Here is a 21,433-nt window from a genome sequence, read left to right on the forward strand (position 1 = left end):
TTTGCACTCTTTTCCCTCTTCATTTACTACAAAGAGTTCTACATCAGGTATAGCTTTTCCAATAGACTCAGGTCTTATCTCAATCTGTGATGGATCAAGATATGTTGAGCGAAATGCTTCTGTTAATCCGTGCATAGAAAAGAAATCTGCTTCTTTAAAGATTTTTTTGCACTCTTTGATCATTTTAGCATTTACATTTCCACCTGAGGAAGTGATGATTCTAAGATCGTTAAAGAGTTCTGGATTTGGGATTCTATCAATTTCAAAGATTTGTGTGATATTAAAAGGCATCAAAGGCAGAACTGTTACTTTGTCATTTATGAGATGGTTAAAAAAGTCCTCTGGAAGTATAAACCTATGAAGTGCTAAAGTAGCTCTTTTGTAAAGCGTGCTAAAGATCTGGTTTAGTCCATAATCTAGGTTAAAGATAAGAATCCCAGAGATTACATCACTCTCTTTAAGTTTTAAGTATTGTGAGGCAACACGAGCTGAATCTATGAGATTTCTATGTGAGATCACTATTCCTTTTGGAGTTCCTGAGAGTCCAAAAGAGTAGGTAATAACTGCGTTGTGATGTCCATTTACACTGCAAATATATGGTTTGTTATAGTATTTAAAGATCTCCTCAAATGAGGCTATATCGCTAGAGGTAGTCTCATATGAAATAATATGACCATCAAATTTAATCTCTTCTATGTTCTCTAGTTTTACTTTGTCAGTTATGATGCACTTTATGTCACAATCGTCAATTATATACTCAATTTGTTGTGGTTTTAAAAGCTTAGTAAGAGGTACTAAGATGTATGGAGTTGAGAGAATTGCAAGTATTGCTATAACTTGATCCAGTCCTTTGTTTGAGTAAACTCCTACTCGTGACTCTTTTGGTAGATCTAGCTCATTTAGATAGTAAGCCACTTGATCCACTTTTCTTAAGAGTTCTTTGTAGCTAATGCTCTGTTGATTAAAAACTATCGCTTTTTTCTGAGGATGTGTAATCGCTCCATCTTCGATAAGCGTTCTTATAGAGTTAATTGACATTGTCATCTCCTTTTACTCCAATAGTCCAGATATCGTAGTTACTATCTAGAACTGTCATTGGGTTGTGTTGTGAATTTAGTATCTTCTTATAAAAAAATGAGATGATTTCTTCTATCTCACTTGCAGATAAGACCTTAGTGATGCCACCTGTAAAGACTATGGAGTTTATAGAGAGTAGTTTTAGGTTTATATATGATTGTTTGTAGTGTGACATCTTTGTAAGAACTAAAAAAATGGCTAGTTGCATCAAAACCTTAGTGCCCTTTTGGCTCTCATCACTAAAAATATTCTCCGTAACCTTTAGATATGATAGAAGTTCATAAACAAACTCATTATTTTGTGCGGCAAAGATAAGAGACTCTTTTGACTTATAGACTCCAAGCTTTTTAAATACAAGTCTATCATACTCATTTTCAGTTACGATATTGTCATCAACTAGATCTTTTGAGTAGTGTATATCTGTTGTAGCTCCGCCAATATCTATGAGTATAAAAGGATCAACCACTCCAAACTTTATATGGATAAACGGAAGAGTTTTGTTTACTATATATGGAGTTGAGTAGATCTGGTTTGCTGTGATCTCATAGAGGTTTTTAATATCTTCTTTTCCCTCTATATCTAACTGATACAGATTTGTAAGATACTCTTTTAGGTTTTCTTCTACAATATGAAGCTTTTCATCTATGATATTAGGTAATATCACAAGATTTTGGATGTTTTTTTCTAACTTTTGTGCTTCATTTTCACACCCAACAAAGACTATATTTGAGTAGTTTAGCATCTTTAAATATTCATACAAATCATCTTTAAAGATATCCTTGTTTGTGTTAATCCCACCAACTATAATAACCACATCTATCAAATCACTTGGAATGGAGTAATCAGCGAGGTTTTGATACATCACACTCTCTATGATGTTAATGCCAGAGTTAAAAGCGATATTTTTAGCATACTTTAGAGAAAAAGAGTTTGTAAGTCCGATGATAAGCGTACTTAGTCCTCCATTTGCAGAGGAGCAGATATATACATCATCTTTTTTATAGCACTCTATAGTTTTAGAACATTTGAACTTTAAATCGTCTAAAATATCTTTGTTAAAATCTCTAAAATGTTGCTCGATATTCTCTTGTGAGCTAACTTTAAAGTAGGTACTTCCTACATCTATTAAGAGTCTGTTCATTGCATGATTCCTATGTCGTGGATGATATCATTTACTATACTTGTAGTGTCCTTAGAGAGGTCACACTGTGCTTTTTCATACTCGTAGCATCTGTCTGGAATGGGTACATTTCCTCGTTTAATGATGCGAATATTTTTCTTTGCATCTCGTATGGTAATCATCTCGTTATGGTTAATAATGTGCGGAGAAAATGGAACATCTATGATGCCACTCTTAATGGAGTTAAAAACCTTTCTCCAAAGAGTGTCGGCTGGATCATTAAAAACAGCCTCCATTATGGCGTGAACTTCAAGAGTTAAGATCTCTTCTTCCTCTTCATCTACAATTTTTGGAAGTCCATTTAAGATCCCAAGTGTATATTGCGTATTTGCCACCGTTGCAGCATTTGCCTCTTTTGTAGGAATGCCTGAAGCTTCTTCTCTTGTTTTTGTGATAATCTTGTCCGCTCCGACCATAGATGCTATGACCGTTGACATATTTATAAGTTGCTCTGCAAAGCTTTTGTTAGTCGGAAATGCTCCCATCCACTGATGATAGACTAAATGAATACTTGCATCTTCGCAACCTATCTCTTTTGCGTAGTGAGCGGAGAGTTTTCTAATAACCGCACCCATAACAATATCTTGGTTCATAGATCCAGTTTGAGAAAAAGAGACTGAAAAGGACTTTACGCCCTCCTCTAGTGAGAGTAACATCTCTAAGAGTTGTATGGTTATAGTGATAGCTGGAGGCACAAGAGTTGCAGTTAGTGGTCCAAAAGATTCTCTGTTTATTGGCTCATTTAAGCGAGAGTAGTTTGCACAGATCTTCTCGACATATTTCCAATATAAAAAGGCTTTATCTAGTGGAAAGTTTTTAGAATATGGCAGTAAGTAGGTAATAGGACCGCCCTCTATCTCGAAGATGCCAGATGCGATTGCAGTCTCGATAAGGAGTCTTGCATCTGGCGTGCCATGCCTTAGGCTCACGGGCTTGTTAAAGTGAGTTATCATCTTTCTTGTAGTTCTGTAGCCGTGATTTACAAGCGGATAGCCATTTAACATATCTACATCATTTTCTTCACTAAGGCGAAGCATTTTTTTAGCTGTTGCGTAGTCGTTTAGTCTTGTATTTGAGTCAATGGTAAGTGGCAGAACATCGACATTTGCATTTACAAAGAACTCATTTAGAGCAAACTGTTTTTTGTATGTAGGAAATCCGCCACGAGGCTGAACGAGCATCTTTGTTTTTGTCTTAAAATGATGTGATATAAAGAGATCTTTACTAGCATTTCTCACAAACTCTTCGACCTCTGCAAAGTCAAAGTTGTCAACATACTCGTTACTTAGTATGATCTCTCTCTCTTCTTGAAGCAAGCTCATCTCATACCTCTTTGTTTTAAGTACTCTTCTAGAGTGTCGAGTCCTGTGTTTAAGTCCACCTGATGGAACACAAGGTCAAAACCATAGTTTTTATACTTTGGTACTATCTCATCAGCATCGCCACTTCCAACTACTAGGTTTCCGCCTATCATCATCACAAGATTGTCTAGGTTTTTATAACTCGCTTTTAGCAGTTTTATCTCCCTACTCCAGCCCTCAGCCTCACCATTTAGTGAAGAGATAAGAAGCACTTCTGCACCAGTTTCTACTACTGCATCAAAAAACTCTTCTAAGTAGGTGTTTACCCCAAGATTAAAAACCTCAAAACCTCTTGCATTTAAAGAGAGTTCGATGAGTCTGTTTGCCACAACATGTATATCATTCCCAACTACGCCTGTTACTACTTTCATGCTATTTCATGCCTATTTATTATTATGCTGCAAGGATATCAAAAATCTTTTAAAAGTTTGGTAAGGTGGGGTTTAAAATGTAGATGGTTGAGGGGGATTTTAAGGTGCTGATTTAATTAGTTGTTTTCTAGTTAATTAAGGTAAAATGCTTTTTTTGAATCAATATCTAACTTAAAGAATAAAAGGATTTTGTTATATGAAGATTGAAGACTTAAACTTTGGAAACATTGAGGGAAAAGATGAATTTGATTTATCTAACGGTATTTTTAAAAATAGCATAGATGATGTGTTTTTTTTAGATAAAAAAATTAACTATGAAAGTTTTTTAAAAGGTGAAAAATCATACATTTATGGACATAAGGGAACAGGAAAAACGTCTTTATTAAAATATCTAGAATATAAAGCTGATAAAGAAAAAAATAAGACAATTTCAATACTTTTTAAAGATATAAAAAATAACACTCTAATTTATAGTACTTTTTTAAAGTTATTAGGAAGTGTACATGATAAAAATAGAGCTTCAAAAGCTTTTTGGCAATGGTTTATTTTAAGCATCATAATTAAAGAAAATAATATTGAAACTACAGAAGATAACTTAATTTTTTATACAAAAAATACGTTATTTAGTAAGTTGTCAACTTTTTTAACTAAGATTATTAATGTTAAGTATAAATATCAATCTGCTAATCATGAACTTGAAATAGGAACAAATTTTAGTGATTTGAAAATAGATGAGAATAATGACTTATTTAATGCTGGTATTAAAATTGATATTTTGCAAAATTTAATTCAAAAAAACCTTAAAGATAAATTTTATATATTTATTGATGAACTCGAAACATCAAAAATGTCAGAAAACTACTTTCAAGATTCAATTTTAATAAAAAATTTGATTATTATGGTCAATAGTATAAATAAACTTTCAGAAAATATTTTTATAACTTTAGCAGTAAGAACTGAAGTATTAAATAATATTTTTAGTGCTGGAGATGAAATAAATAAGTTACTAGAATCAAAGGGAATCTGTATTCAATGGGAATATGATAAATATTCGATTACACACCCTCTAATTCAAATTATTCTTAAAAAAATTAGATATTCTATGAAAAATAATTCAAACATAAATATAATAAATAAATCTATAACTCTATCAGATAAAGAAATTTTTGATTATTGGTTTGAGGAAGAATTAGTTGAAGGAATATATAATTCAGAACAAGTTTTATTAAATAATACATGGCTAAAACCACGGGATATTATTAGACTTATGAATATTCTACAAAAGGAAGCTTTTTATAGTCAAAAATTTAATAAGTCTTTTTTTAAAGAAGCAATAAAAAAATATTCTGATGCTTCTTGGGATGAAATACAAGAAGAGTTAGTAAGTATTCTTGATAAAGATGAAATATTGTCTATTATAAAAACACTTACAAATTATGAATCAGAATTTTCATACATAGAATTAAAAGCTAGAATCATCAGAAATAGTAATTTTGATCATCCACAGACTGAAAAAATTATAGATGCTATGTATGACACAGGAATTATTGGTAATAAGTTTTTAGATGAAACAGGATTTTTAACATATAAATATTCTTTTAGAGGTAATAGATATATTGATAAAAATGTTGGTATTGAGGTTCATAAAGGATTATGGGAGTGTTTTACAATAAGTAAAAAACTAACTAGAAATAAAAACAGCAGTAATAATGAAAATAATGATGACGACAATACTAGTGAACTAGCCGAATTATTACACAAGCTAAAGTGATATAATAAAATCTAATATTGAATAAGTAAACTTATCTATGAAGTAAATTGTAGACAGATTGTGTCAGCTACATCTTTTTGAATAAATCTCCACTTTTATGAGATATTTTTCTTCTATCAAACTGATGTTAATAGGTATGCAATAAGATTACGCGTGGATTTAGCAGTGTGTCATCATGTTATCAACCATGAAGTTAATCGCTCTGCTGTTTTTGGAAACTCTCTAAAAGGTTTGAAGAACATTTTATAAATATTCAGACAAAAATAGAGAAAAATGAAGCTATAATCAATACTTAATCTTTCAAAATCTTTGATTTAAAAGTAGTAATAGTAAAAAGTGGAGATTCATTCATAGGGATAATCTACTCTCACATAACTAGCGAACAGCAGGGACATGGACTAAACATATGACGACTGACCAGATATTGATACTGACGATTTTGACCATAACGGTGGCTATGTTCCTATGGGGGCGTTGGCGCCACGACATGGTGGGTGCCGGTGCACTATTGGCATGCGTGCTGGCTGGTTTGGTACCGCCGCTCGAAGCTTTTGCAGGCTTTGGTCATCCAGCCGTTATTACTGTTGCCTGTGTTTTGGTACTTAGTCGTGGTTTACAGATTTCAGGCGTGGTGGACGCACTGACGCGTACCGTATTGCCAACACAAGCAGGTGCCACACTTAGCATGGCTGCGCTGATAGGACTAGGGGCGGTGCTCTCAGCCTTCATGAACAACATCGGTGCAATGGCACTGTTGATGCCCGTAGCCATACAAATGGCAAAGCGCTTAAACCTAACTCCTGGTCAGACACTAATGCCACTGGCTTTTGGCACCATACTTGGTGGCATGACAACGATGATTGGTACTCCGCCAAACATGATTGTCGCTGGTTTTCGCGCAGAGACTGGCTCTGAGAGCTTCTCCATGTTCGACTTCACTCAAGTTGGGTTACCTGTCGCCTTAGCTGGGTTAGCCTTCATACTCTTACTGGGCCCGCGCCTTGTTCCGGCACGCAAGCAAGCCGGAGTCGAAGGGTTCGAATCAGGCGCCTATATCACTGAAGCGCGGGTACTAGAAGACAGCAAAGCTGTAGGCATGACCTTGCGTGAAGTCGAAGCTGTGCTAGATGAGAGCGACACACAAGTCATTGGCATGATTCGTAACGATGTCCGCCTTACAGCACCAGACCAATGGCGTAAAATGCTCTCAGGAGACATTCTGATACTTGAAGCAGATGCCGAGAATCTTACTGATGCCCTCTCTACATTGGGCTTTAAGTTGGAGGAAGCCGTAGAACCAGAAAAAGAAGATGAGATAAAAAATAGCGATAAAGATAGAGATGCAGTAAACATTGAGGAGGAAGAGGAGAAGGAAAATACCTCAATCTCAGACGAAATCGTACTAAGAGAACTCGCCATTCTGCCAGGCTCTCCTCTGAGTGGACGCTCTGCGAGCAACATCCAGTTGCGAACACGTTACAATCTAAACCTGTTGGGTCTCTCGCGTAGTGGTAAACTCTCCATCAGACGCCTGCGCACAGCTCGCCTTGAAGCCGGTGATCTGCTACTAATGCAGGGTTCACCTGAGGCGGTCTCGGAATTTGCCGCCGACTATAGCTGTGTACCACTTGCCGAGCGCGATTTACGTATCCCAGACAAGAGTAAAGCCTTAAAAGCCGGCATAATCATGGCACTAGCTGTTGTTGTTGCAGCCTTTGGACTATTACCAGCGTCAATATCATTTGCAATAGGTGTACTTGCATCAATGGCTCTTCGGACAGTACCACTGCGCGACATATATGTGTCCATAGACTGGCCGGTAATCGTGCTGCTTGCAACGCTTATTCCTGTGGCTGGTGCAATGGACTCTACCGGTACTGCTGACCTAATTGCACGCTTAATCATCGAAAAAGTCGCATACGGCAACGCCGTTATCGGTCTGACACTAATTCTAGTCATTACAATGTTTCTTTCCGACCTGATGAACAATGTTGCCACCGCAGCAGTAATGTGCCCGATCTCAATCGGTACAGCATCAGCACTTGGGGTTAGTGCCGACTCTTTTCTTATGGCAGTGGCAATTGGCGCTTCCTGTGCATTTCTAACCCCTGTCGGTCACCAAAACAATACGCTAATTCTAGGACCGGGCGGCTTCAGGTTTGGTGATTACTGGAAACTGGGACTACCGCTTGAGATTCTCATAGTTGTTATCAGCATTCCAATGCTGCTTGTTGTGTGGCCACTGTAATATTTGACAAACTCTTAAATAAAAATAAGGTTATAATACAAACAATAAAGATTTTTAGGAAGAGAAATGGATTTTTTTACAGCAGATATTTGTGATGAGTATATTGATAAGGTTTTGGTTTTAGATCCTGAGTTTAAAAACTACGGTGGGGCATCAAGATGCCAAGGTGAAGTTGTTACTATAAAACTTGATAAAAACAACGCTGGGCTTGTGGAGATGCTTCGTGATGAAGATGGGAGCGGTAAGGTTGTGGTTGTTGATGTGCGAGAGGAGTATTTTGCCGTTGTGGGTGAAAACCTTATGAAGTTTGCATATAAAAATAACTACGCTGGCATCATAGTAAATGGCTATATTCGTGATACATTCCAGATAAAAGATATCCCTGTAGCTCTCTATGCTCTTGGAGTTTGCCCTAGAAAATATATCCCCGTTACAGAGTCAGAGAGAGGCGTGCATCTCTCTTTTGGTGGGATTGGTTTTGAAGATGGAGACTATATCTACGCAGATGGTGATGGCATTATAGTTACACAAGAAAAGTTAGTTTAAAGCGTTATGAACAGAAGAGACTTTATAACTGGTATAACTCTAGCATCTGCATCTCTGGCACTTAGTGGATGTAATGAGAGCAACCGCCAAGCTATAGACTATAATAAGCATCCAAAAAAATCAAGCGATGAGATTAAAAATTTCAACATCAACAAAAACAAAAAAACAAGCATAAAGCTAGCTACTTCTTGGCCAGCGCACTTCTCTATTATAGGTACTGGAGTTGAGAGTTTTGCAAAGAGAGTAAAAGAGATTAGCTCTGGATCTCTAAATATAAAACTCTACCCTAAAAATACTCTTGTTCCAGCGCTTGCGGTCTTTGATGCCTGTTCAAGCGGTCAGATAGACGCTTTTCACTCAGGTCCATACTACTGGAAGGGGAAAAACTCTACTTTTTCTCTCTTTAGTGGTATTCCTTTTGGTTTTAGTGCAGAGGAGATCAACTCATGGATGTTTCATGGTGGTGGACTAGAACTTTGGAGAGAAGAGTATGCAAAGTACAATCTCTACCCTTTTTTAGGAGGCAATACCAACATTCAGATGGGCGGATGGTTTAGAAAACCCATCAACTCTTTAGCTGATATGCAAGGGCTTAAGATGAGAATGCCAGGACTTGCTGGTGAAGTCTACGCCAAGATGGGTGTAAATCCGATCTTACTTCCAGCAGGAGAGATCTATACGGCATTAGAGAGAGGCATCATAGATGCGACTGAGTGGGTAGGACCTGCGTTAGATATCAAGATGGGCTTTTACAAAGTTGCGCCCTACTACTACTCTGGCTGGCATGAGCCAGGATCTATTTTAGAACTGACTTTTAACAACTACTCATGGAGTAAACTTCCACATGAACATCAGATGATGATAGAAGTTGCTGCTAGTGAGTTAAACTCAAGCATGACTTATGAATTTCACTCGCAAAACATCAATGCTCTTGCAAAATTAAAAGAGTTAAACATAGATATTTATAGATATCCAGAAGATGTAATAAAAGCTGCAAAAGTAGCCCTAAAAGAAGTCATTTCAGAGCAAAGTGTTAAAAGTGAAGACTTTAAAAGGGTTTATTCATCTATAGAGAAACACCTAAAACTCTCACGCGAGTGGAGTGATGCAAGCCTTCGTTATTTTCTAAATGAAAGATAAAGTATAATCGCATCTCTAAAGCAAGGGGTATAGTTTTTGCTCTTTGTTTTTAAGATTAAAATGCGGACTACTAACTTTGAGAAAATTACTATTTCTAACTACTTTTTTAAACACCCTACTTCTAGCTTCCTTTGATGGAACTATTGTCGATAAAAATACATTACAACCTATAGCAAAAGTGACGATCAGTGATTCTAAAGTAGATTTTTACTCAGATGAAAATGGTTTTTTCTCCGTTGTAAGTGATGAAGATAAGTACCATGCTAAGGCTTATGGATATAGACCACATACTTTTAAACAAGATCAAAATCAAAGTATTATAGAGCTAGAACCAATAACAGTAAAAGCGCTCTATCTTACTTTTTGGGGTGCAAATATTCATTCAAAAACAGTTGCGAGAGCCTTAAAAATCATAGATAAAACAGAGATAAATACCCTTGTGGTAGATGTGAAAAATGAATATGGTTCAACCAGTTTTAGAACTAAATTTGCAGAGGCAAATGATTATGGAGCGAGCAAAGATAGAACTATAGGCAACATAGAAGATTTTATAAAACTTATGAAATCAAAAAATATCTATCTTATAGCTAGAGTTGTTGTCTTTAAAGATGAACTCCAAGCAGCAAATAATGAAGATTATGCCATAAAAAGTGAAGATGGAACTATCTGGAGAAACCATGACAAAATGGCGTGGGTTGATCCCTTTGATAAGAGAAGCCATGATTATACTATCTCTATAGCCGAAGAAGCTGCTAAAGTTGGTTTTGATGAGATAAATTTTGATTATATTCGTTTTCCTGCAAAAGCCAATCTTAAACTAAAAAAAGAGAGTACAGAGGAAAATCGTCTAAACGCAATAGAGAGCTTTTTAAGTTCAGCAAAAAATAGACTAAGAAAATATGGGGTTTTTATTTCCGTTGATACTTATGGAAATATTTGTTGGGAGAGTGGCGATACTGGCATAGGTCAAAGTGTTGCTTCACTTGCAAAATATAGTGATTATATCTCTCCAATGCTCTATCCATCTGGTTTTGCTAGTGGAAGTTTTTACTTTGAACATCCATCAGAGCACCCTTATGAAGTTATTAGACGAAGTATAACAAACATACATGATACAATAGATGCAGTACGTATCAGACCTTGGTTACAGTATTTTAAAGATTATGCTCATAAAAAAAGAGCTTACAATAAATTTGAAATTACTGAGCAGATAAGAGGCTCAGAGGATGCAAATGCAAGTGGCTGGATGCTTTGGTCACCATCTAGTAGATACCACAAGGGTTACTTTGAAGCGTCCATAGAGTAGAGTTTTCTCTCTCTTATGTCTTTTTTCACTCTTAAGGCCTCGCTAAAATACCTTTCAACTAAGGTGTGAAAAGCTTTTGAGTGATTCATATGAACTAGATGAGCGAGCTCATGAACTACTACATAATCAATCTGCTCTTTGTATAATTTTAAAAGATTTGTATTTAATGTTATAACTCTTAAGGAGTTGCAACTCCCCCATCTGCTCTTCATCTTTTTAAATCTCAGCTCACTATATTTTAAATTCATAATATTTGAATAATGTTCTACTCTTTGAGTTAAGTAGTTTTTTGCATACTCTTTGTAAAAATTGTCATAGCATTTAAGTATATTTTCTTTTGTTGGTTTTCTTAGGTTGCAAAGGTAGTTACGAAGTATCTCAGCATCTTTAGCATCAACACTGTAGATCTCTCCAAAGAGTAAAACTTCATCTTCTAGGTTTATCTCTATTGGAGGGTTTTGTTCTTGTTTTGTAAGTTGTTTTCTTATCCAACTTTCTTTTTTTGTGAGTAGATCTTCAATGTAGAGTTTAGATCTGCTAGAAGTTTTTAAGATCACTTTAGCGTCGTTTGTAACACTTATATAGCTGTTTTTAAGAGCTTTTTTATGAACATGTAGAATGCTTAGATCTTTAAAATTTATCTCACTCGTATGCAATTTGATCCCTTACTCCAGCTAGTTTAAAGCCACGAAGTCTTAACCTACAGCTATCACAAACTCCACAAGCTTTTAGCTCATTTTTATAACAACTCCAAGTCAGATGCAGTGGAACTGCTAGATCTAGGGAAGCTTGAACTATCTGTGATTTTGATAGATGCACAAGTGGCATTTTTATCTCTAGAATTGTCTCATCTTTTGTTCCAAGATTTATAGAAGTTTGCATACTTTTTATAAAGGTATCTGTACAATCAGGATAACCGCTACCATCTTCTTCAACAACTCCAATGCTAAGAGCACTAGCACCCTCTTTTTCTGCAATGGCAGCTGCTATACTTAAAAATATGCCATTTCTAAATGGAACATAAGTTGAGGGAACTTCGTCACCTAACCCACTAGTTGGTACTTCCATCTCTTTGTCTATTAAAGCTGATGCCCCTATCTTAGAGAAAAAGTCTAGATCTAAGTTGTACTTCTTATAAACCCCTAGATCATCACATATGGCTTCAAAACACTCTAATTCTTTGTTCTGTGTTAGTTGAGAGTAGTTAAAATGCAGCGCAATTATCTCATAACCCTCTTCTCTCATCATATACGCGCTAAGAGTCGAGTCCATTCCACCACTCATAATACAGAGTGCTTTTTTATTTTTTATTTTCATAGAAATGATTTTAACATAAGTAAAAAATATTTTAATATTAAATCAAAGATTTTGTGTATATAATGAGGCAATTTAGTAACAAAGGAGAGACAATGGAAGTATCATCAAATACACCATCTACAGCGACAGCTCCTGTAGAAGGAAAAGATCCTATGAAAAAAGCATTAGAAGTACAAGAACAACAAGTTATGAAAGTTCTTGAGAGTGCAAATGAGCTATCTAAAGAGATGAATGCTCAAAAAACTGGTATGGGTAAAAACTTAAACATTACTGGTTAACTTAAAGATTCAGGCAGAAATTTCTGCCTGTTTTTGACAAAATATAAGCCGCATTAGATATAATCCCACTTATGATTGACATTGACAATAAAACTACTCTAAATGTAAATGAAGAGTTTTTAAATACCATCGCAATAACCCTCACAGATAAAGAGATAGAGCTAATTATTACAGATAAAAAAGAGATCCAAGAGATCAATAAAGCGCATAGAGGAATTGACTCTCCGACTGATGTTTTAAGTTTCCCATATGAAGAGATGCCTATGAGTCCTTTGGGAAGTATAGTCATCTCAGCACCTCATGTTCTAGAACTATCTAAAGATCTAGGACATTCTAGCGATGATGAGTTAGTTTTGCTTTTTATCCATGGTATTTTGCATCTTTTAGGCTATGACCATGAAGTAGACAGTGGTGAGATGAGAGAAGAAGAGATTAGGCTTATAAAAGAGTTTAATCTTCCAGATAGTTTAATAGTTAGAACACAAGGATAATAATGGATTTTATAATTTTTATAGCTGCAATGGGTGCTCTTATATATGGGGCTGATTTTATTATAAAAGAGTCAGAGAGAATTGCTCTGCATTTTAATATCTCTCACTTTGTTATAGGCGCAACGCTTGTAGCATTTGGAACATCTCTACCTGAGATGGCAGCATCTATGGCAGCAGCTTCGCAAGACAAGAGCGATATGGCAGTTGCAAATGTTGTTGGAAGTGTTATCTTTAATATCACTCTAGTTTTAGGTGTAGTATTTTTTATCAGTAAAAAAATGTATCCAAAAAGAGATCTTTTTTTACTTGATAGTGCTTGGATAATAGTACCATTGATCTTCTTTTTTCTAATGGTTCAAGATGGAGTTATTGGAAGAGTTGATGGGATTTTATATCTTCTTTTGATGGTATCTTACTTGATATTTTTGTTCAATGATCCAAAAGCAGATTTAGGTGTAGAAGAAGAGCTTACTAAGGAAAAATTTCAGTGGACTAAGCCTATTTTACTTCTTATTGTTGGTTTTACATTAACAATAGGTGGTGCTAACTTTGTTGTTGAGAGTGGTACGGATATAGCTAGAACTTTTGGTGTGAGTGAGTGGATTATAGGGATTTTTTTAATCTCTTTGGGAACTTCTTTACCTGAGTTAGTAGTCTCAATAGTAGCTATAAAAAAAGGAAATGCAGAGATGAGCATAGGAAATATTATAGGCTCAAATGTTGCAAACTTCTCAATGGTTTTAGGTGCTGCATCTCTTGTAAATCCACTCACAGTAGATCTAGTAGCTACAAAGTTTGATATGTTAATAATGATAGCAGCATCAATTTCGCTAGTATTTATCTTAGCAAACAGACTCTACAATAAAGCAGGAGCAATCTTTTTACTAATCATTTTAGCTCTTTTTATTCAGAATGCAGTTGTGTAACAACGAAGTTTTTATTTCTCTATATACTTAAGCTCTAAGAGCTTATTGTATATTTTTGATACTATCTCTCCTGCTGCAGATCCACCATGTCCACCATGCTCAACCATCGCCAAAACTACATACTGAGGATTTTTATATGGTCCATAACTTGTAAACCATGCGTGAGAACGAGTATAGTACTCCATATCATGCTCTAAAACTCTATCTTCAATATCTTGCATGATTCCAATAACTTGAGCTGTTCCAGTCTTTCCGGCTATATCTACTTTAGAACTTAGATAGTGTGTAGCTGTTCCTTTTGGATGATTACATACCTCATACATAGATCTTTGTATAAGAGGAAGTTTATCAATCTCATCTGATGTCAAAACATCTATAGGCTCAGGTTTGTACTCTTCGTCTCCTACATACTTTGCAAAGTGTGGAGTAGGAAGCTTGGAAGTAGCCATAAGAGCAGTAAATTGTGCTATTTGTATAGGAGTTGTTAAAAAATCACCCTGACCTATCGAAGTATTTACAGTTTCACCTATAAACCAAGGTCTATTATATTTTTTTCTTTTCCATTCACGAGATGGAACTATCCCAATAAACTCATTTGGCAAATCTACCCCAGTTTTTTTGCCAAGTCCATATCTCATAAGTCCATCGCTCATTTTTTTTATACCAACTTGTAAGCTTCCTTTATAAAAATAATCATCACAACTCTCTCTGATAGCTTTAATAAGTCCAGTTTGTCTATGCCCTCCTTTCTTCCAACATCTAAAAACACGTTTTCCAAGTGGCATTGATGCTCTACAGTCAACACTCCATGACTCATCTAAATCTGTTGTTATATAGATAAGTGCTAAGCCCATTTTAATAGCAGATCCAGGGGGATAAAGACCATTTACTAGCTTGTTTGTAAATGGTTTATCAAGACTATTTGAGAGCTTATCCCACATATCATATGATATCCCAGAGACAAAAGTATTTAGGCTATACTCTGGAAAACTACTAGCTGAGAGTATGGCACCATCTACTCCCATTACTACAACTGCTCCGGCCTTACCCTCAAAAAGCGAAGAGATATATTTTTGAAGTTCTATATCTATATTTAGAGTTAATTTTCTATCTTCATCAGCACTCTCATAAGAAAGCTCCTCTATCTCTTGATTGTTAGCGTTTACCTTTACCTCTCTTTGTCCCGGTATTCCTTGAAGGTAAGTGTTGTAATACTTCTCTAAGCCTGATTTTCCAGTATAACCAATAAGTTCAAGTAACTCATCTTCTTGAACATCTTTTTTATTTGCACGAGAAACATAACCTATGATATGCGCACCTATATTTTCATAAGGATAAAATCTTTTTGGTGCTGGTACTATACATATATTTTCTCTAAGACTTAAAACTGAATATACCGGCATAATGTCCTCATAAGATATAAAGTGCACTATATCTATGAAATTATGATTATAGTAAGAGTCTTTTTTTATATAATTTTTTATAAGAGTCTCTTTGTTAAGAGATGGGATAAGTTTTACTAAGTTATCTATCTCTTGATCGAACTCTTCAATATTGCTCTGATGCCTTAAATGCGGGCGAAGTTGAATCTTAAACCCAAGTTTATTTATAGCTATTGGTCTATTGTTCCTATCTACAATTTCACCTCTTACAGGTGCTATTTGCTCATTTTTGATAGTGTTTGAATAAGAAAGCTTTTCATAATAACTGTTTGATTCTACGGCTAAAAAAAATACACGAACAACAAGAGTTAACCAAGTGATGGCAAAAAAAGCAATAATAAACTTGATTTTCATAAGATGCTCACTATAAAAAACTCTATGACTATATAGTAGATGATGTAGTAGTTTAACTGTGGCATAGGTAATAAAAACACATTTGAAAGTATTGTTAAAAAGAGGTAAAAGCCTAGATAAGAAAGTAGCACAAAAGAGGCTTTTATACATGAGTTACAGCTAAAATTCTTCTTTAGTTTTGGAAGTATAAATTTATACACTAAACCTAAGTAGATGATAGAGCTAAATAGTGGATATCCCATTTGAGATTCAAAGATAATCAAACAAAAAGCAGTTAAAAAGATATAGAGTGAGTCCTCTTTTTTTAATGCATCAGCAAAGAGTAGAAAAAGCACCCCAAAGAGCGGGGGCAAGAAGAGATATATGCTACTTAGACTCTCATAGACTACAAAGAGTGCTACATAGATAAATGGTGCTAAAGAGTTTTGATTAGAGATACTTCGTTGCATACTGGAAAATGTTTACACTTGATACAATCAGCCCAAATTTTATGTTCGGGAAGGGACTCTTTTGGGATCTCTACAAAGCCTAATCTCTCAAAAAAAGATTGTCTATATGTTAGACATAAAACTTTTTGAAGTCCTAGGTTTTGGGCTTCTTCTACACATGTTTTAACTAGATTTTCTCCTATTTTTTGACCTCTAAAACCCTCTTTTACGATAAGAGATCTTATCTCTGCTAAATACTCGGTATGAATATGCAAAGCGCAAAAACCTAAAAGTTCATCTCCATCAAAACATAGTGTGTATGAGCGGATATTTGTAGCAACTTCATCACTGCTTCTGTTTAAGATTATTCCTGATTCTATCTCAGGAAGAACTAGTTTTTGCATAGTTGCAATATCACTTAGTCTTGCCTTTTTATAAGTTATCATACTTCATCTTCTTCATATAAAATCTCATAAATAGTAGTTATAACTTTTTGCATTCCTTTTTTCTTTGAGCTTGATACCATCATAGAGTTAGGAAACTTTTGTCTTAGTACGTTTTGCTCTTTTTGATTTAGTTTATCTATCTTTGTAAAGATTTGAAGTATGACTTGATTTTCTTTAATATTTGCAAGTAAAAATTCACTTACAGAAGCATCTATCTCCAAATCAGAGTGTCTACAGTCAATGAGATGAACAAATAGCTTAATCTGCTCTCTTTTAGAGATATAATCAGTTAAATTTTTCTCCCACTCATGCTTCATTGATTTTGAAACTTTGGCATAACCAAAACCTGGTAGATCCACAAACTTAGCTATTTTTTTCTCAGTTGTTTCTCTATCTATAAAAGTGACATCAAAGTAGTTTATAAGTCTTGTTTTTCCGGGAGTTGATGAAACTTTTGCAAGTCCTTTATGGTTTGTAAGAGCATTTAAAAGTGAGCTTTTACCAACGTTTGAGCGAGCCATAAAGACAACTTCATTTTGTTCTTGTGTCTCTGGTGCTGCTTCTATATTTGGAGCAGATGTTATAAATTTTGCATCAACAATTTCTATCATATTATTTTTCTTCTTTATCTTTAGTTGCGTTGTTTTCTTTATTTTCAATCTTAAATATCATTATAACAGGCTCTTTTTTTGCACCCTTAGCATAGGCTTTGCCCTCAATAGTTTTAAGTACAACTTCATCGCCAATAATTTCTTTTTTTTCATTAAGTTGCTTTAAATGTACATCCGTAAAAAAATGATACTCTTTTATATTTGGCATATAAATAACTTTTTGTGCCACGCCTTGATATAAAGAGCCCTCTTTTGTCTCTATATGAAAAGAGACATTGCCTACTGCTATATATTTTTGAGGTTGATGAGCGCTATCGGTGTGTACTGTTACTTTTGTGGCATTTAGTTCATCATTTTTTCTTATTATATTTACATTTCCAGTAAATATAGAAATTCCACTCTTTTCATCTCCATTAAACTGGTCAGCTTTTATCTTTAACTCTTGTGAAATTAAAGAAGACGCTAAAAATAGACTTAAAACCATTAAAATTTTCATAATTATCTCTCTTTTATTTGATATATAGCAATTACATTTTTGGACTTTACTTTACCATTTGTATTATTGTAAACCAAAGAAGTTCCAATAATTTCATTTTTCTCTCTATACATTATATAATCTTTTTGAGTCTCTGCTATAGCTTCTTTTTTGTTGTAAATGGCTTCTTGTGATTCAAAAACTAAACCATCTTCTCTATTGTAAATAACATTTCCAACTAGATTAATAATATCTTTTTTGTCTCTATATAGTCCAATATCAGATCTTATATTTGCAAGAAGTTCTTTTGAATTATCTGTATAGTCTATATCTATAACTCTATATTTATCAGCAAATCTTTTAGCTTTAGAACCTTTCATAATTGTGATAAGTTTTTCTTGATTTAGCTCATGTAAAACAAAAGATTCAAGCTCAAAGAGAGGAACATCTTTAAAGTCTTGTTTTGCTATATTTAGAGGTTTAAACCCGACATATATCATAATCAAGCCAATAAAAATAAGGATAAAAAAAGCATTAATATTCAAAATATTTCCTATATCCAAACTCTCATAAATTCTTCTCTTTGGTCATTCTCATCAACCAATAGATCAATCATCTCCCTAACCACACCATCGCCACCATTTTTGCTCAAAACTCTTTTTACTATCTCTTTTATCTCTTTAACTCCATCACTTGGAGTAAAGCTTTTTCCTACAAGGCACAACATATGGTAGTCATTTAAATCATCACCAATGGCTGCTACTTCATACAAGTTAAGCCCTAGAGAGTCAACTACCTCTTTTAATATTTTTTGTTTATCTTTTACACCTTGATAGAGATGTTTTATGCCTAGCTCTTTAGCTCGTCTTTTAACTATGCTAGATTTTCTCCCTGTGATGATAGCCACATGGTTTCCCATCTTTATCCAAGAGCTAATAGCAAGCCCATCTTTTACATTAAAACTTTTAGTCTCAACGCCATTACTTGAGTATGTAAGCTTACCATCGCTTAAACAACCATCAACATCCAAGACTATAAGTTTTGTCATAAAACATCTTTAGTACTAGGAATACCAACTCTGTCATTTTTAACTGTAGCTCTTCTAATAGCAACAGCTAAAGCTTTAAAAGAAGCTTCAATGATGTGGTGTCTATTTTTTCCTCTAAGCGAGATTATATGAGCACTAATCCTAGCGTTGAGAACAAATGCTCTAAAAAACTCTTCTACAAGTTCACTATCAAAATTGCCAACTTTACCCGTCACATTTGATTCATAAACCAAGAATGGTCTGTTGCTAAGATCTAGATCACAAGATACACAAGCCTCATCCATTACGATATTTGCACTACCAAATCTTTCAATATTTTTAACAGGATATAAGGCATCAGCAACAAGAGAGCCTAAAACTATACCAACATCTTCAACGCTATGATGATCATCGATGTGAGTGTCACCTTTACACTGTATCTCTAGATCTATAAGTGAGTGTTTAGAAAAACTCTCTAACATATGATCTAAAAAACCAACTCCCGTATCTATCTTATTCTTTCCATTTCCATATAACTCTAATGAAATTGTGATATCTGTTTCTTTTGTTTTTCTACTTTTACTTATCATGTTTCTAATCCTCTCTTACAATAAAAGCATTTTTAAAATGCCCCTGCGCTTTATAGTCTCTTGCCTCTTCTTCACTCTTAAAGCCTTTTAGCCAAACTTTAAAAAGTCTTCCTCTATCACTCTCTACATCTTTTATAATAGTTCTATAACCATCTGTTTTATCATGCATCTCTTGCATTTTAAGTGCACCCTCGATTTTTGAAAATGATGCTATTTGAAGAGCAAACTCACTAACAATCTCTTTTTGAGGCAATTGCTTGAGCTCTTTTTTACTTGGAATTTTCTTTTTACCTTTGGTCTCAAAGCCTAAGATCTCAAGTGATACAGGAGCAGTTCCAGCTGCTATCATATCTATCTTAGATGCACCAGTTTTTGATAGATCTATGATTCTGTTATCTACAAAAGGACCCCTATCGTTAATTCTTACAACTATAGATTTACCATTTGTTTTATTTGTAACTTTTACTATAGTGTTCATAGGTAGAGTTTTATGAGCTGCTGTCATGTCGTACATATTGTAAATCTCACCATTTGATGTATGCTTGCCATGAAATTTTGGTCCATACCAACTAGCACGACCTTCAAATCTATCACCAACACTTACAACAGTTGGATAGTATCTTATTCCACGAATCACATATGGTCTCATAGTTGGATGTGAGTAGGTTTTTTTATCCATTTGTGAGCTATGATGACTTCTATCTGAAGAGTAAGATTTTGCAGGTGAATAGCTTTGTGAACTATATACTCTCTGACCTCTAGTGCTACAAGCACTAAAGAGTAAAACTAAAAAGATAAGCCCAAGATATAAGAGTTTATTCATTTATCTTTAACCTATCGCCTACTTTTATAAAACTGCTGTTTAAATGATTTTGAAGCTTTATACTTTGTACACTGACTCTATAAGCTTTAGAAATAGACTCTAATGTGTCTCCTGCTTTTACCATATAGTAGTGCTGTGAAGTTACTTTTTTATTTTTGTTGCTTGTTTCTATTGGGATTACAAGTCTTTGTTTTAGACTTAATCTGTATGATTTTAGATTGTTAAAATCTTTTATAACCTTGTATGAAACTCCATATTTTGCACCTATAGCAGAGAGGTTATCTCCTTTTGTTACTACATGGACTTTATAGATGTTTTTCATAGGTTCAGATTTATACTTTTGTTTAAACTCATTTAGTTTTATATATGGAATATAAATGTCATAAGTTGAAGCGTAAGGTGGCACGAAGTCATATTTGAGCTGACGATTTAGTTTTTTAAGCTCATTGAGTGGAATACCTACCATTTTAGAGAGTCTTTTTATAGAGTCACCTCTTGAGAGTTGCACAGTTGAGATAGAGTAGGCATTTGCACGATTTAGTAGATGTTCATACTCACTGCTCATTAAAAACTGCTCATCATAACCTATCATAGCAAGAGCTACTATCTTTCTTATGTAAAATCTACTCTCTCTTGGAATGTACTTCTTTTTTGGATCAAGTAAAACAGCCAAGTCATCACTTCCAGCCCTTTTTATAGCTTGATTTAGTCTTCCACCACCACAATTATAAGCAATAGCTGCCAAATACCACTTACCAAATCTTTTATGTAAGTGAGAGAGATACTTCGCAGCTGCCTCAGTTGACTTTATAAGATCTCGTCTCTCATCAACATACTCATCAATTTTTAGCCCATAAAGTTTTCCAGTTGCTGGCATAAATTGCCAAAGTCCAGATGCTCTTTTTGGAGAATATGCACGAGTAGAAAAGTTTGACTCAGCCATAGCAAGATACAAAAATTCTGCTGGAACACCATGTTTTGTTAAAATACTTTTGATAGATGGAATAAAAGTATAAGCCTCATCCATAGCTTTAAAAAAGTGCTGATTTTTATCAATGTTTAACTTTTGAGCTTTCATTTGATTCATGATAGGATCATAAAGAAATGAAGCATCTATATCGAAGGACTCTAAAAGAGCTACCTCTTTATTGTGGTTGAAAACATATGTTAAATTCGCGTTTAGGAAGATTGGCAAAAGTAGTAGTAGAAAAAATCTTATCATTGA

At 34.6% G+C, this 21,433-nt stretch carries 24 protein-coding genes; 8 read left to right on the forward strand and 16 right to left on the reverse strand.

Annotated elements, in window-relative coordinates:
• From M0Q24_RS06555 to glmS, 4 genes are all read right to left on the reverse strand, one after another.
• Nucleotides 1–1,038, reverse strand: a 1,038-nt coding sequence (locus M0Q24_RS06555) for an AMP-binding protein (RefSeq protein WP_295048655.1), incomplete at its 3' end; no start/stop codon positions are given.
• Nucleotides 1,028–2,218 (reverse strand): glutamate mutase L, encoded by a 1,191-nt coding sequence (locus M0Q24_RS06560; RefSeq protein ID WP_295048657.1) that lies wholly within the window; start codon nucleotides 2,216–2,218, stop codon nucleotides 1,028–1,030. The genes M0Q24_RS06560 and M0Q24_RS06555, both read right to left, overlap by 11 nt.
• Nucleotides 2,215–3,579, reverse strand: a complete 1,365-nt coding sequence (locus M0Q24_RS06565; protein ID WP_295048659.1) for a methylaspartate mutase — start codon at nucleotides 3,577–3,579, stop codon at nucleotides 2,215–2,217. The genes M0Q24_RS06560 and M0Q24_RS06565 overlap by 4 nt, the downstream gene beginning before the upstream one ends.
• On the reverse strand, nucleotides 3,576–3,989 hold the full coding sequence (gene glmS / locus M0Q24_RS06570; RefSeq protein ID WP_295048661.1) for a methylaspartate mutase subunit S: 414 nt from the start codon (nucleotides 3,987–3,989) through the stop codon (nucleotides 3,576–3,578). Before glmS ends, M0Q24_RS06565 begins: the two co-directional genes overlap by 4 nt.
• A gap of 196 nt (nucleotides 3,990–4,185) precedes the next feature.
• Between glmS and M0Q24_RS06575 the strand changes: the two genes are divergently transcribed.
• The 5 genes from M0Q24_RS06575 to M0Q24_RS06595 all read left to right on the forward strand — a co-directional run bounded on the left by M0Q24_RS06575 (nucleotide 4,186) and on the right by M0Q24_RS06595 (nucleotide 11,000).
• On the forward strand, nucleotides 4,186–5,760 hold the full coding sequence (locus tag M0Q24_RS06575) for a hypothetical protein (protein WP_295048663.1): 1,575 nt from the start codon (nucleotides 4,186–4,188) through the stop codon (nucleotides 5,758–5,760).
• Between the two features lie 406 nt (nucleotides 5,761–6,166).
• Nucleotides 6,167–8,008, forward strand: coding sequence for an SLC13 family permease (locus tag M0Q24_RS06580; protein ID WP_295048665.1), 1,842 nt, complete (start codon nucleotides 6,167–6,169; stop codon nucleotides 8,006–8,008).
• 66 nt (nucleotides 8,009–8,074) lie between these two features.
• Complete coding sequence (gene rraA / locus M0Q24_RS06585; RefSeq protein WP_295048667.1) at nucleotides 8,075–8,554, forward strand: ribonuclease E activity regulator RraA; 480 nt, start codon at nucleotides 8,075–8,077, stop codon at nucleotides 8,552–8,554.
• Between the two features lie 6 nt (nucleotides 8,555–8,560).
• On the forward strand, nucleotides 8,561–9,694 hold the full coding sequence (gene dctP / locus M0Q24_RS06590; protein ID WP_295048669.1) for a TRAP transporter substrate-binding protein: 1,134 nt from the start codon (nucleotides 8,561–8,563) through the stop codon (nucleotides 9,692–9,694).
• A 76-nt stretch (nucleotides 9,695–9,770) separates the two neighbouring features.
• Entirely contained in the window at nucleotides 9,771–11,000 is a 1,230-nt protein-coding gene (locus M0Q24_RS06595) for a putative glycoside hydrolase (RefSeq protein ID WP_295048671.1), read from the forward strand.
• Here M0Q24_RS06595 and M0Q24_RS06600 read toward each other — a convergent pair.
• Together M0Q24_RS06600 and queC are read right to left on the reverse strand one after the other, a co-directional pair.
• Nucleotides 10,976–11,656, reverse strand: a complete 681-nt coding sequence (locus M0Q24_RS06600; protein ID WP_295048673.1) for a SprT family zinc-dependent metalloprotease — start codon at nucleotides 11,654–11,656, stop codon at nucleotides 10,976–10,978. The two genes, M0Q24_RS06595 and M0Q24_RS06600, sit on opposite strands and share 25 nt — an antisense overlap.
• Complete coding sequence (gene queC / locus M0Q24_RS06605) at nucleotides 11,643–12,317, reverse strand: 7-cyano-7-deazaguanine synthase QueC (protein WP_295048675.1); 675 nt, start codon at nucleotides 12,315–12,317, stop codon at nucleotides 11,643–11,645. Before queC ends, M0Q24_RS06600 begins: the two co-directional genes overlap by 14 nt.
• Nucleotides 12,318–12,409: 92 nt before the next feature.
• Here queC and M0Q24_RS06610 point away from each other — a divergent pair, with 92 nt between their 5' ends.
• The 3 genes from M0Q24_RS06610 to M0Q24_RS06620 all read left to right on the forward strand — a co-directional run bounded on the left by M0Q24_RS06610 (nucleotide 12,410) and on the right by M0Q24_RS06620 (nucleotide 14,012).
• A complete protein-coding gene (locus tag M0Q24_RS06610) occupies nucleotides 12,410–12,595 on the forward strand; it encodes a hypothetical protein (RefSeq protein ID WP_295048677.1) in 186 nt (61 codons plus the stop codon).
• Nucleotides 12,596–12,666: 71 nt separating this feature from the next.
• Entirely contained in the window at nucleotides 12,667–13,086 is a 420-nt protein-coding gene (gene ybeY, locus M0Q24_RS06615; protein WP_295048679.1) for an rRNA maturation RNase YbeY, read from the forward strand.
• A gap of 2 nt (nucleotides 13,087–13,088) precedes the next feature.
• Complete coding sequence (locus M0Q24_RS06620; RefSeq protein ID WP_295048681.1) at nucleotides 13,089–14,012, forward strand: calcium/sodium antiporter; 924 nt, start codon at nucleotides 13,089–13,091, stop codon at nucleotides 14,010–14,012.
• Between the two features lie 11 nt (nucleotides 14,013–14,023).
• On the opposite strand, the gene mrdA is transcribed toward M0Q24_RS06620, so the two are convergent.
• From mrdA to M0Q24_RS06670, 10 genes are read right to left on the reverse strand one after another with little or no spacing between them, the layout of a single operon-like run.
• On the reverse strand, nucleotides 14,024–15,808 hold the full coding sequence (mrdA, locus tag M0Q24_RS06625) for a penicillin-binding protein 2 (RefSeq protein WP_295048683.1): 1,785 nt from the start codon (nucleotides 15,806–15,808) through the stop codon (nucleotides 14,024–14,026).
• Entirely contained in the window at nucleotides 15,805–16,257 is a 453-nt protein-coding gene (locus M0Q24_RS06630) for a hypothetical protein (RefSeq protein WP_295048685.1), read from the reverse strand. The genes mrdA and M0Q24_RS06630 overlap by 4 nt, the downstream gene beginning before the upstream one ends.
• Nucleotides 16,224–16,682, reverse strand: a complete 459-nt coding sequence (locus M0Q24_RS06635) for an N-acetyltransferase (RefSeq protein ID WP_295048687.1) — start codon at nucleotides 16,680–16,682, stop codon at nucleotides 16,224–16,226. The genes M0Q24_RS06630 and M0Q24_RS06635 overlap by 34 nt, the downstream gene beginning before the upstream one ends.
• A complete protein-coding gene (gene yihA, locus M0Q24_RS06640; RefSeq protein WP_295048689.1) occupies nucleotides 16,679–17,293 on the reverse strand; it encodes a ribosome biogenesis GTP-binding protein YihA/YsxC in 615 nt (204 codons plus the stop codon). The genes M0Q24_RS06635 and yihA overlap by 4 nt, the downstream gene beginning before the upstream one ends.
• 1 nt (nucleotide 17,294) lies before the next feature.
• On the reverse strand, nucleotides 17,295–17,789 hold the full coding sequence (lptA, locus tag M0Q24_RS06645) for a lipopolysaccharide transport periplasmic protein LptA (RefSeq protein WP_295048691.1): 495 nt from the start codon (nucleotides 17,787–17,789) through the stop codon (nucleotides 17,295–17,297).
• Between the two features lie 2 nt (nucleotides 17,790–17,791).
• Entirely contained in the window at nucleotides 17,792–18,313 is a 522-nt protein-coding gene (lptC, locus tag M0Q24_RS06650) for an LPS export ABC transporter periplasmic protein LptC (RefSeq protein ID WP_295048693.1), read from the reverse strand.
• A gap of 8 nt (nucleotides 18,314–18,321) precedes the next feature.
• Complete coding sequence (locus M0Q24_RS06655; protein ID WP_295048695.1) at nucleotides 18,322–18,816, reverse strand: HAD hydrolase family protein; 495 nt, start codon at nucleotides 18,814–18,816, stop codon at nucleotides 18,322–18,324.
• Nucleotides 18,813–19,385 carry an imidazoleglycerol-phosphate dehydratase HisB gene (gene hisB, locus M0Q24_RS06660; protein WP_295048697.1) on the reverse strand — a complete coding sequence of 191 codons (573 nt, stop codon included), beginning with the start codon at nucleotides 19,383–19,385 and terminating at the stop codon, nucleotides 18,813–18,815. The genes M0Q24_RS06655 and hisB overlap by 4 nt, the downstream gene beginning before the upstream one ends.
• Nucleotides 19,386–19,389: 4 nt before the next feature.
• Nucleotides 19,390–20,208, reverse strand: a complete 819-nt coding sequence (locus tag M0Q24_RS06665) for a septal ring lytic transglycosylase RlpA family protein (RefSeq protein ID WP_295048699.1) — start codon at nucleotides 20,206–20,208, stop codon at nucleotides 19,390–19,392.
• Nucleotides 20,201–21,430, reverse strand: coding sequence for a lytic transglycosylase domain-containing protein (locus M0Q24_RS06670; RefSeq protein WP_295048701.1), 1,230 nt, complete (start codon nucleotides 21,428–21,430; stop codon nucleotides 20,201–20,203). Before M0Q24_RS06670 ends, M0Q24_RS06665 begins: the two co-directional genes overlap by 8 nt.
• Nucleotides 21,431–21,433: the final 3 nt, after the last annotated feature.

Source organism: Sulfurimonas sp., from assembly GCF_023228785.1.
Classification (GTDB): Bacteria; Campylobacterota; Campylobacteria; order Campylobacterales; family Sulfurimonadaceae; genus Sulfurimonas.

Excerpts from the sequence above, each read along its gene's own strand:
- M0Q24_RS06565 (WP_295048659.1), bottom strand. The coding sequence starts at position 3,579 with ATGAGCTTGCTTCAAGAAGAGAGAGAGATCATACTAAGTAACGAGTAT.
- glmS (WP_295048661.1), bottom strand. The coding sequence starts at position 3,989 with ATGAAAGTAGTAACAGGCGTAGTTGGGAATGATATACATGTTGTGGCA.
- M0Q24_RS06665 (WP_295048699.1), bottom strand. The coding sequence starts at position 20,208 with ATGAATAAACTCTTATATCTTGGGCTTATCTTTTTAGTTTTACTCTTT.
- M0Q24_RS06580 (WP_295048665.1), top strand. The coding sequence starts at position 6,167 with ATGACGACTGACCAGATATTGATACTGACGATTTTGACCATAACGGTG.
- M0Q24_RS06560 (WP_295048657.1), bottom strand. The coding sequence starts at position 2,218 with ATGAACAGACTCTTAATAGATGTAGGAAGTACCTACTTTAAAGTTAGC.
- queC (WP_295048675.1), bottom strand. The coding sequence starts at position 12,317 with ATGAAAATAAAAAATAAAAAAGCACTCTGTATTATGAGTGGTGGAATG.
- mrdA (WP_295048683.1), bottom strand. The coding sequence starts at position 15,808 with ATGAAAATCAAGTTTATTATTGCTTTTTTTGCCATCACTTGGTTAACT.
- M0Q24_RS06620 (WP_295048681.1), top strand. The coding sequence starts at position 13,089 with ATGGATTTTATAATTTTTATAGCTGCAATGGGTGCTCTTATATATGGG.
- M0Q24_RS06575 (WP_295048663.1), top strand. The coding sequence starts at position 4,186 with ATGAAGATTGAAGACTTAAACTTTGGAAACATTGAGGGAAAAGATGAA.
- M0Q24_RS06635 (WP_295048687.1), bottom strand. The coding sequence starts at position 16,682 with ATGATAACTTATAAAAAGGCAAGACTAAGTGATATTGCAACTATGCAA.
- M0Q24_RS06670 (WP_295048701.1), bottom strand. The coding sequence starts at position 21,430 with ATGATAAGATTTTTTCTACTACTACTTTTGCCAATCTTCCTAAACGCG.
- dctP (WP_295048669.1), top strand. The coding sequence starts at position 8,561 with ATGAACAGAAGAGACTTTATAACTGGTATAACTCTAGCATCTGCATCT.
- M0Q24_RS06655 (WP_295048695.1), bottom strand. The coding sequence starts at position 18,816 with ATGACAAAACTTATAGTCTTGGATGTTGATGGTTGTTTAAGCGATGGT.
- yihA (WP_295048689.1), bottom strand. The coding sequence starts at position 17,293 with ATGATAGAAATTGTTGATGCAAAATTTATAACATCTGCTCCAAATATA.
- M0Q24_RS06630 (WP_295048685.1), bottom strand. The coding sequence starts at position 16,257 with ATGCAACGAAGTATCTCTAATCAAAACTCTTTAGCACCATTTATCTAT.
- lptA (WP_295048691.1), bottom strand. The coding sequence starts at position 17,789 with ATGAAAATTTTAATGGTTTTAAGTCTATTTTTAGCGTCTTCTTTAATT.
- M0Q24_RS06610 (WP_295048677.1), top strand. The coding sequence starts at position 12,410 with ATGGAAGTATCATCAAATACACCATCTACAGCGACAGCTCCTGTAGAA.
- ybeY (WP_295048679.1), top strand. The coding sequence starts at position 12,667 with ATGATTGACATTGACAATAAAACTACTCTAAATGTAAATGAAGAGTTT.
- hisB (WP_295048697.1), bottom strand. The coding sequence starts at position 19,385 with ATGATAAGTAAAAGTAGAAAAACAAAAGAAACAGATATCACAATTTCA.
- rraA (WP_295048667.1), top strand. The coding sequence starts at position 8,075 with ATGGATTTTTTTACAGCAGATATTTGTGATGAGTATATTGATAAGGTT.